Origin of the sequence: Marinobacter antarcticus (genome assembly GCF_011049865.1) — a bacterium.
GTDB lineage: Bacteria > Pseudomonadota > Gammaproteobacteria > Pseudomonadales > Oleiphilaceae > Marinobacter > Marinobacter antarcticus_A.
On the sequence record NZ_DRGY01000002.1, the window covers coordinates 18,124 to 32,204 of the forward strand.

Annotated in this window: 12 protein-coding genes and 1 pseudogene; 5 read left to right on the forward strand and 8 right to left on the reverse strand. The window is 51.1% G+C overall.

The features are described from left to right. The first annotated feature begins 163 nt into the window (after positions 1-163). The 4 genes from ENI00_RS00165 to ENI00_RS00180 all read left to right on the forward strand — a co-directional run bounded on the left by ENI00_RS00165 (position 164) and on the right by ENI00_RS00180 (position 4,428). The gene (locus tag ENI00_RS00165; RefSeq protein ID WP_304097039.1) at positions 164-943 is read left to right on the forward strand and encodes an IclR family transcriptional regulator domain-containing protein; all 780 of its coding nucleotides are present in this window, start codon (positions 164-166) and stop codon (positions 941-943) included. Between the two features lie 309 nt (positions 944-1,252). Then, the gene (locus ENI00_RS00170) at positions 1,253-2,245 is read left to right on the forward strand and encodes a Bug family tripartite tricarboxylate transporter substrate binding protein (RefSeq protein ID WP_304097042.1); all 993 of its coding nucleotides are present in this window, start codon (positions 1,253-1,255) and stop codon (positions 2,243-2,245) included. Between the two features lie 82 nt (positions 2,246-2,327). Continuing rightward, complete coding sequence (locus tag ENI00_RS00175; RefSeq protein ID WP_304097044.1) at positions 2,328-2,864, forward strand: tripartite tricarboxylate transporter TctB family protein; 537 nt, start codon at positions 2,328-2,330, stop codon at positions 2,862-2,864. Positions 2,865-2,946: 82 nt separating this feature from the next. Beyond that, positions 2,947-4,428 (forward strand): tripartite tricarboxylate transporter permease, encoded by a 1,482-nt coding sequence (locus ENI00_RS00180; RefSeq protein WP_304097047.1) that lies wholly within the window; start codon positions 2,947-2,949, stop codon positions 4,426-4,428. Between the two features lie 114 nt (positions 4,429-4,542). Here ENI00_RS00180 and pcaF read toward each other — a convergent pair whose 3' ends face one another. Genes pcaF through ENI00_RS00195 form a run of 3 tightly spaced genes read right to left on the reverse strand, consistent with a single transcriptional unit; the run spans position 4,543 to position 7,345 of the window. Next, complete coding sequence (gene pcaF, locus ENI00_RS00185) at positions 4,543-5,748, reverse strand: 3-oxoadipyl-CoA thiolase (RefSeq protein ID WP_304097078.1); 1,206 nt, start codon at positions 5,746-5,748, stop codon at positions 4,543-4,545. Between the two features lie 5 nt (positions 5,749-5,753). Then, a complete protein-coding gene (locus ENI00_RS00190; protein ID WP_304097050.1) occupies positions 5,754-6,530 on the reverse strand; it encodes a CoA-transferase subunit beta in 777 nt (258 codons plus the stop codon). Next, a complete protein-coding gene (locus ENI00_RS00195; protein ID WP_304097054.1) occupies positions 6,530-7,345 on the reverse strand; it encodes a CoA transferase subunit A in 816 nt (271 codons plus the stop codon). Before ENI00_RS00195 ends, ENI00_RS00190 begins: the two co-directional genes overlap by 1 nt. 191 nt (positions 7,346-7,536) lie before the next feature. On the opposite strand from ENI00_RS00195, the gene ENI00_RS00200 reads away from it, so the two are divergent. Further along, positions 7,537-8,316 carry an IclR family transcriptional regulator domain-containing protein gene (locus ENI00_RS00200; RefSeq protein WP_304097057.1) on the forward strand — a complete coding sequence of 260 codons (780 nt, stop codon included), beginning with the start codon at positions 7,537-7,539 and terminating at the stop codon, positions 8,314-8,316. Between the two features lie 487 nt (positions 8,317-8,803). On the opposite strand, the gene ENI00_RS00205 is transcribed toward ENI00_RS00200, so the two are convergent. The 5 genes and pseudogenes from ENI00_RS00205 to ENI00_RS00230 form a co-directional block, all read right to left on the reverse strand. Continuing rightward, entirely contained in the window at positions 8,804-9,820 is a 1,017-nt protein-coding gene (locus ENI00_RS00205; protein WP_304097060.1) for a proline racemase family protein, read from the reverse strand. Positions 9,821-9,860: 40 nt separating this feature from the next. Continuing rightward, positions 9,861-11,140, reverse strand: a pseudogene (locus tag ENI00_RS00210) (TRAP transporter large permease). Beyond that, positions 11,137-11,622: a TRAP transporter small permease gene (locus ENI00_RS00220; protein WP_304097069.1), complete on the reverse strand. Its 486-nt coding sequence runs from the start codon at positions 11,620-11,622 to the stop codon at positions 11,137-11,139. The pseudogene ENI00_RS00210 and the gene ENI00_RS00220 overlap by 4 nt, the downstream one beginning before the upstream one ends. A 55-nt stretch (positions 11,623-11,677) precedes the next feature. Further along, positions 11,678-12,664, reverse strand: coding sequence for a TRAP transporter substrate-binding protein (locus tag ENI00_RS00225; protein WP_304097072.1), 987 nt, complete (start codon positions 12,662-12,664; stop codon positions 11,678-11,680). 213 nt (positions 12,665-12,877) lie between these two features. After that, positions 12,878-13,876: a GlxA family transcriptional regulator gene (locus ENI00_RS00230; RefSeq protein ID WP_304097075.1), complete on the reverse strand. Its 999-nt coding sequence runs from the start codon at positions 13,874-13,876 to the stop codon at positions 12,878-12,880. Positions 13,877-14,081 lie beyond the last annotated feature (205 nt).

The following is a 14,081-nucleotide window of genomic DNA, read 5'->3' on the forward strand; positions in this document are numbered from 1 at the left end:
GCTTGAAGTCGTAGGCGGGGGCGGACGCAGGTCTCAGTCTCAGTCGTTTGGAATATTCGGGTGGCTTGCATAGCCGATTTTTCGCTGTCATTATCCGCCATTTCAAAGCAAATAGCCGACTATCGAGCGGTTGCAGATGCTTATACAAAAGGGATAAATCAGGGTGAGTCACCAGAATAGGGATGCGGCAGGTCCGGGCAAGGAGTTTTTGTCCACGTTTGCGCGCGGGCTTGAGGTTATACGGTCCTTCGACACTCACACGCCGTCGATGACGCTGTCAGCACTTGCGAAAAAAAATAATCTATCTAGAGCATCGGCGCGCCGATTCCTGCTGACTCTGCAGGCGTTGGGTTATGTTTCCCAAGACGATAAAAAATTCCGTTTGACGGCCAAGGTCTTGGAACTCGGCTACTCGTATCTAGCGTCTTTGGATTTCTCTGAGGCTATTACACCCTTCATGGAAGAGGTCTCCTACAAACTTGGGGAATCCTGCTCTGCGTTGGTGCTTGATGGTGTCGATATTGTGTACGTGGCTAGAATTTCCCGTAGGGGCTTAATTCCCATTAACCTTCAAATTGGCGCTCGTTTGCCGGCCTATGCCACGTCCGGGGGCAGGGTTCTGATGGCGGCGTTGCAGGACGCGGAGTTGGAAAGCCTGCTGCAGAAAACACAGGTTGAAAAACTGACGGGTTACACCATGGCTCCAGACGAATTAAGAGCCGAGTTAAACAAGGTACGCTCGGAAGGATACGCCATTGTGGACCAAGAGCTTGAACTAGGAATGCGAGCGCTCGCTGTGCCGGTGTTTGATCGTAGTGGTACCGCAAGATTTGCGCTGAATTCCAGTAGTCATGTCAGCACCGTTTCTATTGACGGCATAATTCAAAAATATGTGCCCATTATGCAGGAAGCCGCCCGTAAAATTACCGAAGCGTTACCCTGACGCCGGCTTTTACCCATGTATTGTTGTGTCTCTGAAAAAGGCGACTTTGCCTTTCTCCTGTCGTTTGCCCCTGGAGCGGTCATACCCTTCAAAGCTCAAAATTGAATATGGACGTCACAATCTGACGACCGTTCTTATTTACGACAAATCTTTTCAGCAACTATAGTTCCATCAATCACCGGAATAGCCTTCGGAAAGGGAAAAAATCTTGCACCTTCCGAATGAATATGTAAGATTGCGTACGCGAACAATATGCGAACATAAGTTCGATAATCGAACTAAAAGTCAAAGAGTAGGATAATCACAAAAATGATGAAACTAACGAAGAGCCGTTTGAAGAGCAGTCTTTTGTGCGCCTTAGCCACAGTGTCATTGTCCTACATAGGACTGGTACAGGCTAAGGAATGGCCGGAGGACAATATACGTCTGGTAGTGCCCTATTCTGCGGGCGGGACGACAGATCTTTTGTCGCGTAAGGTTGCAGATATGCTGCAAAAAGAGCTGACCACCGTCGTGGTTGAGAATCGCCCCGGTGCGGGCTCTACCGTGGCAACCGGTCAGTTGGCTCGCGGTGGACGTGGATCGGATTACATGCTGCTAATGGCATCTCCCGGCCACACGATTGGTGCGTCGCTCTATCCTAACCTTCGTTACGATCCTGTTTCAGATTTTGCGTTTGTGCGCAACGTTATTAATATTCCCAATGTCATGGTGGTGCCGAGTGATAGCCCTTACAACACAGTGGCTGAATTTGTTGAAGCCGCCCGTAGTCAGCAATTGACATTCAGTTCACCTGGCATTGGTAGTTCAGTACACATGTCCGGTGAACTTTTTAAAACCATGACTAAGGCCAATCTGGTGCATGTGCCTTTCCGCGGCTCAGGTGAGGCTCTTCCTGCTCTGCTATCCGGTGATGTGGATGTGGCGTTCGAAAACATGCCTACGGTTTATCCCCATATCCAGTCTGGCAAGCTTAAAGCGCTAGCGGTCACAACTGTGGAAGAGTCTGAGTTTTTGCCAGGCGTAATGCCGATGCGAAAAGCAGGCAAAGGCTATGGGCTCGAGACCTATGAAACATCTGCCTGGTTTGGCCTGATTGTACACAAGTCATTCCCGGAAGAGGGTATGGTTAAGCTTCAAGCGGCTTTGGACAACGTGATGTCCAGTGACGAGTTCAAGAAGTTTCTGCCGCAGTTTGGTGCAGAAGCCGGCGAGGTTGTGGGCGATGACTTCCGTCAGTTTGTTCAAGATGAGGTGCAGAAGTGGTCTGACGTTGCAGAAAAAGCAAATCTGAAGCGTTAATAAGGCGACTTTTGGGGCGAGGCTTGTCCGTGAGATGGCCTCGCATTTTTCTTTGAGATAGATCGGCATACAGGGCCAAATCATGGAAAAGTCTGAGCAACAATTTGTCGCGGACAGTGAGCCTCTTTACGGTAGGTGGAACCCGAATTCGGCTCTAGGGGGCATTTTTGCGGTCTTGGCGGCGTGTTTCTTGTTTTACGTTGTCCCTGGCTACATCGTGATACCTTCCGATATGCAGCATCCATTGCTGTCGCCACGGTTCCTCCCTCAGTTAGCTGGTTGGATGGTTTTAGCTTTGTCAACTCTTCTGATGATTGATGGCTTGATCAAGCCTCCCAAGCGGGAAGAAGTAAATGAGTTTCGACGTGGCGTGCCTGTTATGCGTCAGGCTCTGATGGTAGCCGCGGGTATTGTTTACGTACTTTTCTTTGAAGAACTTGGCGCTATTGGAAGTGGCGTGCTGGCTACTGCGTTGCTGTTTTTGGCTAGCGGCTTACGTAATCCATGGGTTTACGCGCTTGTGATCGTGTTTCCAGTTGTCGTGACCTTGCTGTTCATTTATGTACTTTATGTTCCTCTTCCAGCCGGAACGCTCTGGGAGTCACTCTCCCTTATCTGAACCGCGCGCATGGTGGATCGGAACGCTCACCGGTACAAGGCTTCCGTCTGTTATCAGACAATACGTTTTTGGGTTACTCAAAATGGAAAACTTTTCAGAAGTTCTGGCTCTTTTCCTGAGCGTTGATAATTTTCTTGCCATTGCGGTAGGGGTATTGATTGGGGTTGTCGTTGGTGCAATTCCGGGGCTAACGGCGACCATGGCGGTAGCTCTGGCGTTACCGTTTACATTTTCAATGGAGCCGGTGACCGCTATTCTATTACTGGTTGGCATTTATAAAGGTGGCATGTACGGGGGCTCAATTACTGCTATTCTGATTCGAACACCGGGATCCCCTGCGGCAGCCTGCACGTTGTTGGATGGTTATCCGATGGCGCAACAGGGTAAGGCCAAGAAAGCTTTAAAAACGGCTCTATACTCGTCTGTAGTGGCAGACATGATCTCCAACCTTGCTTTGATTTTTTTCGCCTCTTATCTGGCGAAAATTGCGCTTAACTTCGGTCCCCCCGAATATTTCTGGCTTATTTGTTTCTCGCTGACGATCATCGTATCTGTCTCAGGCGATTCTGTTATTAAAGGACTGATTGCGGCGAGCCTGGGTATTATTGTATCGACTATTGGTCTTGATGCAGTTTACGGGACCCAGCGATTGACGTTTGATGATTATAACCTTATGGATCGCGTGTCCTTTATTCCGTTGCTGATTGGTTTGTTTGCGATTCCAGAGGTTATTGATTTTTATACATCGAAGGTGGCTCCTCATCTTCGTACGGCTGTAGCTGGTGCCTCATTAACATGGAAAGAGTTTAAAGGGCTTTTGAAAACAATTGTCCGCGGAAGTGTGATTGGCGTTATAATCGGTGCGATTCCTGGAACTGGTGCCACCACGGCTGCGTTCATTTCCTACAGTGAAGCCAAACGCACATCACCAAACAAAGCCAACTTCGGTAAAGGAGAGATCGAAGGTGTTGCCGCTGCTGAAGCTGGTAATAACGGTGTGGCTGGTGCAACGCTGATTCCGCTGTTGTCGTTGGGTATTCCCGGTGACGTCATTACTGCCATTATTCTAGGCGCGTTCATGATTCACGGCTTGACACCTGGCCCGATCCTGTTTCAGGAAAATCTAACGCTGGTTTACGCACTTTTTTGTGGGATTATGGTCAGCTCGGTTGTTTTATTGTTCGTTGGCAATGCGGCCATTCGTTATTTTTCTGTTATTGCTGATATTCCTAAAACTATCTTGTTGCCCATCGTTCTAATGTTCTGTATTTACGGAGCATATGCGGTTAACAACAGTACTTTTGATATTGGCTTGATGCTGGCGTTCGGTGTTTTGGGGTTCGTCTTTAACAGAACGGGGATCGCATCAGCTCCATTTCTGATCGGGTTTATCTTAGGGCCAATGTTTGAAGATAACTTGAGGCGTACGATGTTAATCAGTAAGGATGATCTTTCGATTTTCTTCCGCGGTCCGATTACCTGGGTCTTCGTTATGCTCACAATCGCATCATTGATATTCGCGATCCGTCGCTACTGGGTAGCCAGAAATGAAGCTGCGGTATGAGTGATTTGCAGTGAAGCAAAAGATAGCAGGGTTCTAAGGCATTTATAATGCCGTTGCTAGCAAACCCCGATATTGTCGGGGTTTGCCGCGTTTTGAAGGTTTTGATTTGTTGGTTTATACCCGTTCAATCAGCGTCGCTATTCCTTGACCAACGCCTATGCACATGGTGCACAGGGCATAACGCCCGCCGCTACGCTGCAGCTGGTGTGCGGCAGTCATGACAAGGCGTGCACCTGACATTCCCAGTGGGTGGCCCAGCGCAATCGCACCGCCATTCGGGTTTACCCGCGGATCATCGTCGGCGATACCCAGTGTCCGAAGAACAGCCAGCCCCTGGGCGGCAAACGCCTCGTTCAGTTCGATGACGTCAACATCGTGAATGCTGATGCCGTGCTTTTCCAGTAGCTTGCGAGTGGCTGGGACCGGACCGATACCCATAATTCGGGGTTCAACACCAGCTGTAGCCATCCCCAGAATTTTCGCCATAGGCTTTAGATTGTGTTGTTTCACCGCCGCAGCGCTGGCGATAAGCATAGCCGCTGCCCCGTCATTGACACCGGATGCATTGCCGGCGGTGACGCTGCCGCCCTCTCGAAACGGTGCTCGCAAAGCGGCGAGTTTGTCCAGAGTTGTGCTGCGGGGATGCTCGTCAGTATCGAATATCAGCGCTTCCTGCTTACGGCGTGGTATTGAGATCGGTACTATTTCTTCGTTAAACAGGCCTTTGCTTTGGGCGCGGTCTGTTTTTTGCTGAGAGCGTAGTGCAAACAGGTCTTGGTCTTCGCGCGACACATTGAACTGCTCCGCGACGTTCTCAGCCGTTTCTGGCATGGAGTCGACGCCGTATTCTTGCTTCATCAGCGGATTCACAAGGCGCCAGCCGATGGTGGTGTCTTCAATCTTTTGATCGCGTACGAAGCCGCTGTTTGCTTTGCCCATAACATAAGGCGCCCGTGACATGGATTCCACGCCACCTGCCAGTACCAGGTTCATTTCGCCGCTGCGTATGGCACGAAAGGCGCTGCCTATTGCGTCCATACCGGAGCCGCAAAGACGGTTGATTGTGGTGCCGGGAACAGAATCAGGCAGGCCGGCAAGTAATGCCGACATACGGGCTACGTTCCGGTTGTCCTCACCGGCCTGGTTGGCGCAGCCCATCATAACTTCGTCGATGGCAGCCGGGTCGAGTTCGGGCGCTTGTGCCAGCACAGCCTTGAAAATCAGAGCAGCCAGATCGTCCGGCCGGACAACGGATAGCGTGCCGCCAAAACGACCGATAGCTGAACGGCGTGGGTGGCATAAAAATACATCAGTCATAATAAGCCTCAATGTTGGCTAGCGTGGTGAGCCGTGGTACGTGCTTTTAGTCTGCGCAATACTTTCAGTTCTGCAGTGGTCGGAGCGGGGGTGGTTTCCAGCGTGTCGGCGAAGCGAACCTCCCAGCCCGTCGCGTTGATCACATCTTCGCGGGATACATTGGGATGAAGCAGGTGAACGACGAGCTCCTTAGTTTCCGGGTCTGGTTTTAGGATGCACAAATCGGTGATGACTATGGTGGGGCCGCGGCCAATATTGGGTACGTTGTCTCGCGCTTTACCATCGCGACCAAAACCGACCGTCGTAAGGAAGTCTACGTCCTTCACAAACGTGCGCCTGGAATGTCTCACAGTTATAAAGACTTCTTTTGCGTTGGTGGCTATTTCCGGCGCACCGCCACCACCGGGCAGGCGAACTTTTGGTGCCCGGTAGTCGCCAATCAGTGTGGTATTAAGGTTGGCGTAGCGGTCAATCTGAGCGGTGCCCAAAAAGCCTACACTGATATGGCCGCCTTGCAGCCAATAGCGGAACATTTCCGGTACCGAAACCGTGGTTAGCGCTGATTCACAAAGCTCGCCATCGCCAATAGACAGCGGAAGAATATCCGGTTTCGTTTCTAGCGTGCCGGACTCGTAAATTAGTGTGATATCCGGGGCATGAGTCAGGCGCGCTAGGTTGGCAGCCTCACTGGGTAGGCCGATACCGACAAAACAGGTCATCCCGTTGGTTAATGCACGGGCGGCAGTAACGCTCATCATTTCGGAAGATGTAAAGTCGAGGCTCATCACGCAGCTCCTTTCTCAAAGACGTTTTTCTTTAGCCACGCTTGGAAGGTGTCCCGTTCACGGGCGATGCTGTCCCATTCTTTGTAAAAGGCATTGTTACGATCGTAATAACCCAAAGCGTAGGAGGGGCTGGCGCCTTTTGGGGCTTCGACGACGGCGGTTATGGCCCAGGAGGGAAGAACGCAGGCGTTCACACCGGCGTTTAGATCATCGACAATTTCCTCAACGGTGACGATACTGCGCTTGGCCGCCAGAACAGCTTCCTTCTGGATACCAATGATCCCTTCAATCAAAACGTTGCCTTTGCGATCGGCGCGCTGCGCGTGTATCACTGTCACATCTGGACGAACTGAACGCACGGCAGCCAGCCGCTCGCCGGTAAACGGGCACTCGATAAACTTGATCTGGTCATTTACTTTAGGCAGGTCGCTGCCTACGTATCCACGAAGCACCGCCAATGGCAGGCCCGCTGCTCCTGCGTCATAGGCGCATGCCATTGCAGCGTGACTATGCTCAAGAATTTCAATGCTATTTGGCCAGCCATTCTCAAGCGCATCACGAAGGCGATGTAGTGAGCCAACCCCGGGATTACCACCCCAGGAAAACATCAGTTTTTTGGCGCAACCAGCACCTATCATCTGGTCGTAGACTAGGTCTGGGGTCATTCGGATTAAGGTCAGGTTGCGCTTTTTCTGACGAATCACCTCATGCCCGGCTGCGAATGGAATTAGATGAGTGAATCCCTCCATTGCTACGGTGTCTCCATCATTAATATATTTACTCACCGCTTCACGGAGAGAGAGAAATTCGGCCATCGGACGCCCCACTGTTTGCGTTTAATTGTTCGTTATATGAACATAAGTTTTATATGCGAACATGATCGCTTGATTCGATTTGCACCGTCAAGGGTAAATGCGCCATTATTAGGAATAACGCACAATTGTTCGAAATACGAACATTTGTGATATAATACACACTTAACGTATTAACGAATGAAGGTCTCAGAATGGATGAACCGAGCCTTAAGCCCGGAGATCGCGACTTTGTAGGCGCGCTGGCCTCTGGCTTGGAAGTGTTGCAGGTTTTCGGTGTTGAGCATCCGAGAATGACTCTGAGCGAGGTAGCGGCTCGCACTAATATGGACCGCGCAAAGGCAAGACGTTTTGTTTTGACCCTGCATGCTTTGGGGTACGTGAAGCGGGTTGGGCGTCAGTTTGAGCTTTCCCCCCGTGTATTAGGGCCGGGTTACGCCTACCAAGCATCAAATCAATACCGGGCAGTTATTGAGCAGTACCTTGAAGAGATTACCGCAGAGTTGGGAGAGTCTTCTTCACTAGCTGTTCTAGATGGCAACGACGTGGTTTACGTAGTGCGTTCGCCGGCTCGTCTTAGGTTGATGGCGATTACGCTGTCAGTGGGCACGCGTTTGCCGGCGGGCTATACTTCTATGGGAAGGGTCTTGCTAGGCCAGTTACGGGAACAAGAGTTGGATGGCTTTCTGGAAAGCGTCGAATTGAAAGCTTTCACGCCCTATTCGATTATGACCAAGGAGTCTTTAAAAAAGGAAATCCTAAAAGTACGGTCACAGGGTTTCGCTATCGTGGATGAGGAGCTGGATGCTGGTCTGCGCTCTGTTGCCGTGCCGATATACACCGGTAGTAATGTACTGCTCGGAGCGCTTAACATCAGCACTAATGCAGCGCGTGTGGACATGCAGGTGCTGATGAGCGTTTATCTACCGCGTTTGCAGGAAGTTGTTGGCAAAGTGAAATTAATCGCCCAATAGTCACAACATAATTTCAGCATGGAGAAAAAGCAGTTTAAAATCGTGGACACAATTTGGACACAGGAAATTAAAAAGGCCCTACGCTTTCACGTAAGGCCTTGAAAAATATGGCGCTACCGACAGGATTCGAACCTGTGACCACTGCCCTCGGAGAGCACCCCGTTAGACGGTTTTAACTGGCCGGCCCCGCCTTGAATCGGTATAAGTCGTTGCCGTGAAAAGGGTTGGCCGAAATGTGCTCCTCCCATTGAAAACGGTTAAGCCCACATAACGACTTGTATTTTAGGCACAGAGTAAGATTTTTGGGTTGCCCGAATATGACCTTTGGTTGCTGAGGTAATAGAGGGCTATACGGAATGCGCCGGCCCTGATTCTACGTTGCCGGATTGGGAGTATGTGTGGCACCAGGATCAATGTGTGATTAGAGGTGTAGCAGGGTCACAACAATAACCACTGTCGCCATACTGGCGACAGTGGTTGGTTGGATTTATCGAATAACGAAACCACGACCCACAGGGTCCGTTTCGTCAATCAACCACTTGCCGTAGCCAATGAGTTCGGCAGTGCCTTGAACGCTGGGACGGATCGCTTTGTAGCCGCCGATCTCTGTCTCACCGAGAATCTCGCCGGTGAAGCGCCCGCTACCAAGCAGCCCTTCGGAATAAATTGGGCGGCCGACCTTAAGCTCACCTCTAGCATGAAACATTGCCATCATTGCGCTGGTACCAGTGCCACCAGGGGACCGGTCCAGCTTTCCGCCAGAGAAAACGTGGACGTTGCGGTAGAGCGAGTCGGGGTGTGTTCCCTCATGCCAGAAGGTAACAAAATTTAGTCCGTTAATATGTGGGTGAGTTGGGTGGCGTACTTCCATGCGTCGATTAATCTCTGCCTTTACCGCTTCTCCAGCCTGGGAGAAATAGCTGCCATTTTCAGCGCAAATGGGCTGTATGTCTGAGGGCACTCGAATAATCGCAAAAAAATTCCCGCCGAACACCAGATCAGCCTTCAATGTGCCCAGTCCGGGTACTTCTACCGGAATGTCCTGCTCCATCACGAATGCCGGCACATTTTCAAATCGTGTCCAGTGCACTCGTTCGTCATCGGCCTTAACTTCTGACACGACGGTGCCCGCAGTGGTTTCGAAGCGAATCTTGGTAATGCCGTCAGCTTGGGGCGCAGGCGCCAGGCGATGGGCAACCATGGACATTGATAAGGCGATCGTGCCATGGCCACACATATCCACAAACTGTTCGCCATCCATCCAAAGCATACCTGCATCGTGGTCGGCATCCGAAGGGGGAGTTAGAAAGACACCAAACATATGCTGATGCCCCCGGGGCTCCCTCATCAAGCTGGTGCGTACGTGATCATGATTTGCCTTGAGGTATTCGCGCTTGGACAGGATATCGCCACCATGCGGATAGGGGATGCCGCTATGAACGATACAAGTTGGCTCGCCTTCAGTATGTGTGTAAATAACATCAAGAAATTGCTGATTTTTCATGGGTATTCCTTAAGATCGATCGAGGTTTATGCTGGCCTGACTAAAGTCCAAGCAAGCGGGGTACGCTCATGACGATGCCTTCAGGCCATAAAATGACGGCTAGCAATACGGCAAACATCACAGCAATGAAGGGCAGGTTGGCCCGGGTGATACGAATGACGTCGACACGGGATATCACGCTAGTGATAAACAGCGCGGCGCCAACGGGTGGGGTTTGCTGGCCAATGCCCCAGCAGATAATGACGACCATCGCGAACTGCAGCGGCTCAATGCCAAGCAATTGAACACTGGGAAGAAAGAGCGGCACAACGATGAACATCATTGCGATACCGTCGAGAAACGTTCCAGTGATAATAAGAATCAGGCTTAGCATCAGGAGAAACGCAATCGGGCCGATATCGAGCTCAGTCATGGGTCCCAAAACCAGCTGCCCTAAGCTTTCATAGGTGAAGGTATAACCGAGAGTGTGGGCAGCTGCAGTGACAAACATTACGGCGCCGGTCAGTACAGCGCTTTCCACAAGAGCCCGGTAAAGCGAGCGAACAGAAAGCGATCGATAGAGCAGCATTCCTGCTATCACGCCGTAAGCCACAGCTACAGCTGATGCCTCGGTTGGAGTAAATACACCACTGAGAATGCCGCCCAGAATTATTATTGGCATCAACAGTGCGGGGAACGCGCTGGCAAACGTCTTGCCCAGGTGACCGACTGAAAAGGCGGCCTCTACTGGGTAATTACGCTTGACCGAAATCCACCAAGCTGTCGCGATCAAGCCCAGTGCCATGAGTATTCCTGCGACCAGGCCTGCTGCGAACAGAGCCCCTGTGGATAGCCCCATATAAGCGCTCAATAGAACCATGGGTACACTGGGCGGAATAATAATGCCGATAGTAGAAGACGATGCCGTGACGGCCGCCGTGAAAGGAGCCGCGTAGCCGCGCTTGATCATTTGCGGGATCATCACGCCACCAACAGCTGCAGTATCAGACATCGATGTGCCGCTCAACCAGCAAAAAGCATCGATGTCAGAATGTTGACCGCTGCGAGACCCCCGCGAAATGCTCCAACTAATGCTCTCGCCAGATCGATCAGCCGAGCCGAAATTCCGCTGTGATTCATAATCTGGCCTGCCAGTATGAACATTGGCACGGCTAGCAGCGGAAAGGACTCTGTACCTCGGTAGAGTTGCTGAACAAGAACCAGCATGTCGACGCCTGAGAAAGCAAGTACGACAATTGATACAAGTGCTAGCGCAAACGCAATCGGCATGGCTAGACCGATTAGCGTCAGTAGTGCCAGGAGGATAGCTATCAAAATCATGATGACATTTCCTCGTTCAAGAGTTCATAAGGTGGCTTGCCGACTCGAATCGCAAGCAGGCACTGGCGGATTATTTCGATCAGCATGCCGACTCCTGCGATGGGTATGGCTATGTAAAAAAGCCACCGTGGTGCTTCCAACATTAATGTGGTGCGATGGGCAAAGGTGACCATCTGTTCTATTCCCCAAATCACCATGATTAAGGCAACCACGCCAATCAAAGACTGGTTGATAAAGAAGATGCACCACTGCGCCCGTTGTGACAGGCGAGCAACAAGAACGTCGATCCGAAGATGGGCGCCTTGCCTTAGTGCTAGGTAACCGCAGAAAAAAGTGGCGTAGACCAGCAGACCGATAAGAACCTCGCTGCTCCATGCCAGTGACATGTTGAGGATGTAGCGCGCCAGAACCGAGGCTAGGGCTATCAGAGTGATGGCTGATAGCAATAGCGCAGCGACTGCTTCGAAAAATCGATCGAGCATAGTGAAACTTCCTGGGGAGAACCTAATTTGGACAACCTGCCATTAAAGGCATAGGTCACGGAATTTCGGCGATCCGCTTAACAAGATCTCGAGCTTTGCTGGACATTTGTTCGGTAAAAACGCTCCAAAGCGGCTGTGACGCTTCTACGAATGCATCTGTGTCGACCTGGTTTACTTTTACGCCGCTCTCTTCGACCAGCGATACGATCTGTTCATCAGCCTCTGTGCCAAAAGCCACCGTTAATTCAAATGCTTTATTGCCACCCTCCAGTAACGCCTGTTTTAGCTGCTCAGGCAGTGCCTGAAAGCGGGTCTCGTTCATAAGCAGAAAGCCAGTGGTGTAGACGTGGCCGGTAAGAGAGAGGTACTCCTGAACTTCGTAGAAACGACTGGCTCTCACTTCGACGAGAGGGTTTTCCTGGCCGTCGAACACGCCAGTTTGAAGTGCGGAGTAGAGCTCGGGGTAGGGAAGTGGTGAGGCGTTGGCCCCCCATGCATTGAGCATTTTCACGCGCTGACGACTGGCTGGCGTTCGTATGCGCAACCCGCCCAAATCATTGGGGACGACGATCGGTTTACGGTTGTTGGTGATGTGCCGGAAACCGCCCTCGTAGAAACCCAGAACGCGGTAACCATCATCTAGGAGCAGTTGACGGATTTCTTCGCCAACTTTGCCCTTGAGTGCACCATTCACGTGATTGCGGTCACGAAATAGATAGGGCAGGGAAAGGATTCCTAGATCACTGTTAATTGTCGTGATGGCTGTTTCAATGGCAACAATGTCCAAGGTGTGCGAGTCAAGCGACTCAATATTGGCAACCTGCCCCCCCAGCGCGCCGGAAGGAAAAAGCTTTATATTAACGTTGCCATCGGTAGCCTCGGTTACGTGGGCAGACAACGCGTTTAACCCTGCTACCTGAATGCCACCAGGGGTACCTACTGTGGCTGCGCGCAGCTCAATGTCTGCAGCTGATAATGCGACTGGCAAAGAGAACCCAATAATTGCAGTGACAAGAACTTTTAATGACGTGTGACGCTTCATTTAGAGACACTCCGGTTTGTTTTTAGAAAATTGGTGTCGGTTCTATTGTTCTAGGGCGCCAATATAGGGTGTCGGCCTATGGCTGAGATAGAATATTTAAGACACTGTTTTGAATATTCTGGACATGGCTGGGTGTTTAACAGCGTTTAGGCATTGCTTGTTAGCGATGCAGTGCAGTTAGTCAAGAGGAGGCGCTGGTAGTTGATAAGCGAGTCAATCAGTCAGCGTACTAGAGGACAGTTTGATCGCATCCGTATGCCGTGCATGGCTGGGATTTTTAGCGTAGTGGGCGGTGAAATCGCGTGACAAATGAGCTGCGTCGGAGAAGCCACAATCTGCAGCAATTTCGGCGATAGAGCTATTAGTGTGGCGCAGCAGCCAGTCGGCATAGCGCAGCCGCATTATCCGGAAATAGCGCATGGCCGTCATATTCATCTCTCTAAGAAATAGGCGGTTCAATTGGCGTGGCCCTATGTTGAGATGGGCCGCCAGGCTTTCAATACTGAGTTTGCTGTTAAGGGACTGCTCCATGGTTAGTACAGCTACGCGCACGCGTTCGTCGCGGATTTCATGGATGGCCTCAAAAAAATGAGTTTGTGGTGAATTGGACATTCGGACACCGGTGAGGATCATATGCCGAATAGCTTGCTGTGCTTTTTCTGAACCACAGAATTGGCGAATTAAATGTAGGGCCATATCCGTAGCCCCGGAGGAACCTGCGCAGGTAATGACACGCGCGGACTGCAGGAAGATACGATCAGGTGTAGCCTCGATATGTGGAAACTGCTGACGAAAGTCGTTGATCACATTCCAGTGAACACAAACGTGCTCCCCCCTGAGAAGTTCGGCGCGGGCTATGGCAAAGGTGCCAGTGCAAACGCCGATCAGCTTGACCCCTAGGCGGCTGGCTTTTTTTAAATACAAGCTTAAGTCCCTATCCTCCTCGTGATCTAAGTAGCTATTGCCGCCACAAATAGCGATATGGGTGAAGTTGCCTGGGTCTTGGTACGGGACTCTCGGAAGAACTTCGATGCGGCAGCTTGACGTTACCGGCTTTGTTCCCATGATTTCCCAGCTGCAATGAATCATACGGCTCCGCCCGCCTTGATCCGCGGCGAGGCGCAGGGAATCTACGAAGCCAGCGAAGGCGTTGAGTGTGAAGCGAGGCAGCAGAATGAAGCCAACTCTTAATGATGGAGTGTTAGACGCCATAAAGTCTCTTTAGCGAAAATCGCGTTGCAGAATAAATGCTACGGCTTTGCGGGCAGTCACGCATGTTCAATTGAGTTTCTAGCTGTCAACGCCAGTTTAAAACTGACCCACTTATTGGCAGTATCGCCAATCTAAAACTGACCCACCCTGGGCGTTTAAGTGTTGGTTAATAGGTCTTGGCTGCTGGCTGAGATCGGTGCGGTAC

Bases quoted from the DNA above. Each gene is read 5' to 3' on its own strand.
- ENI00_RS00180 (WP_304097047.1), top strand. From the start codon at position 2,947: ATGGAAAACTTTTCAGAAGTTCTGGCTCTTTTCCTGAGCGTTGATAAT.
- ENI00_RS00230 (WP_304097075.1), bottom strand. From the start codon at position 13,876: ATGGCGTCTAACACTCCATCATTAAGAGTTGGCTTCATTCTGCTGCCT.
- ENI00_RS00200 (WP_304097057.1), top strand. From the start codon at position 7,537: ATGGATGAACCGAGCCTTAAGCCCGGAGATCGCGACTTTGTAGGCGCG.
- ENI00_RS00220 (WP_304097069.1), bottom strand. From the start codon at position 11,622: ATGCTCGATCGATTTTTCGAAGCAGTCGCTGCGCTATTGCTATCAGCC.
- ENI00_RS00170 (WP_304097042.1), top strand. From the start codon at position 1,253: ATGATGAAACTAACGAAGAGCCGTTTGAAGAGCAGTCTTTTGTGCGCC.
- ENI00_RS00190 (WP_304097050.1), bottom strand. From the start codon at position 6,530: ATGAGCCTCGACTTTACATCTTCCGAAATGATGAGCGTTACTGCCGCC.
- ENI00_RS00175 (WP_304097044.1), top strand. From the start codon at position 2,328: ATGGAAAAGTCTGAGCAACAATTTGTCGCGGACAGTGAGCCTCTTTAC.
- ENI00_RS00195 (WP_304097054.1), bottom strand. From the start codon at position 7,345: ATGGCCGAATTTCTCTCTCTCCGTGAAGCGGTGAGTAAATATATTAAT.
- ENI00_RS00225 (WP_304097072.1), bottom strand. From the start codon at position 12,664: ATGAAGCGTCACACGTCATTAAAAGTTCTTGTCACTGCAATTATTGGG.
- ENI00_RS00205 (WP_304097060.1), bottom strand. From the start codon at position 9,820: ATGAAAAATCAGCAATTTCTTGATGTTATTTACACACATACTGAAGGC.